Here is a 1096-nt window from a genome sequence, read left to right as displayed (position 1 = left end):
ATGACCGTTTCTATCGGGTCAGGTGCGTGAAGGGCTCCACCTTCGGTAAACAGAATATCTTTGTGTTTCTCAAAGCGATCGATCGCCTGTTCTGGAGAAAAGCAGTGTGGGCCAGAATCATCAACAATTAGAGTGCCTGGTTTGAGCCGATCAATGTCGAGAATATCCGGGACGTTGGTAGCCCCAATAATTAAGGTAGCGTCATAAATTTCCGGTGGGAGTTCCGATGAGGATGAAGAGGTAGCGATTTGAACAGCACCTCGAAATCCTAAATCACCGCTCAGTTCGCGTTGAAGATTTTGAAGCGATTCCAGTTTACTGTAAATATCGCACACTATAATCGATTGAGGATGCGGCAAACATTTTAACATCAGGCGCAGGGTATTAGCTCCAATTGACCCCAATCCGATGAAAGCGACTTTCTCTCCCTGTAAAGAACGGTTACTAATCTGTAAAATTTTCTTAATGGTCAGAACAACAGTAGAGCAGGTAGTAGCGTGTCCCGTAGTAATTTTCGGTAAGTCGTTACGCCCCTCAATAGCTTTGGCAATGGCACGACCGTAATCGGTTGCCGAGGGAATTAAACCCGTTAAAGAAACAGTTTTTGCACCGATTCGCCCTGCCATTTCTAAAGCTTCAACAACCATTTGTACAAGTGTTTGCTGGTCGCTGTATAGTTCATCCTCGAATATAGGGAGGATTAGACCCGCTATTAGACCCCATTTAGTTTCCATAATAGCATCCCACATCGGAAGGTTTTCAAACCATTTTTGGAGGACTTCATCGCGAGTCAACTTGGTTTCTTTGAGTAGGGAAAGAGGAAGATAACCCAGAGCTGCTGAATCAACTGGTGCTATTTTACCTACAGCTAACAAGGATAGCAAGGAGCGCTGTTCTAGTTTAAAAAATGGAGAGGAGTCTGTGATTTTGGGTAAAGAAACAGTCAGCGGGTTTTCAACTTCGGTTTGAAGTTCTTTTGGGTTGACAGATGGCTCAGTGGTGAACAGCGGTTCGATGGCTTTGGCTAATTTAGCTATAGTGGGATGCTCAAATAGAAGCTTGACTGAAACTTTAAGGTTCATCTCTACTGAGAGCT

At 44.3% G+C, this 1096-nt stretch carries 1 pseudogene; it reads right to left on the bottom strand.

Annotation, left to right across the window (positions count from 1 at the left end):
* Window positions 1-1082 (bottom strand): annotated as a pseudogene (locus QT990_RS35740) (non-ribosomal peptide synthetase); the annotation flags it as partial.
* Window positions 1083-1096 lie beyond the last annotated feature (14 nt).

The sequence above is a fragment of the Microcoleus sp. T3_B1 genome, from assembly GCF_036700445.1.
In the GTDB taxonomy this organism is placed as follows: domain Bacteria; phylum Cyanobacteriota; class Cyanobacteriia; order Cyanobacteriales; family Microcoleaceae; genus Microcoleus.
This window is presented reverse-complemented; position numbering and strand designations above follow the sequence as displayed.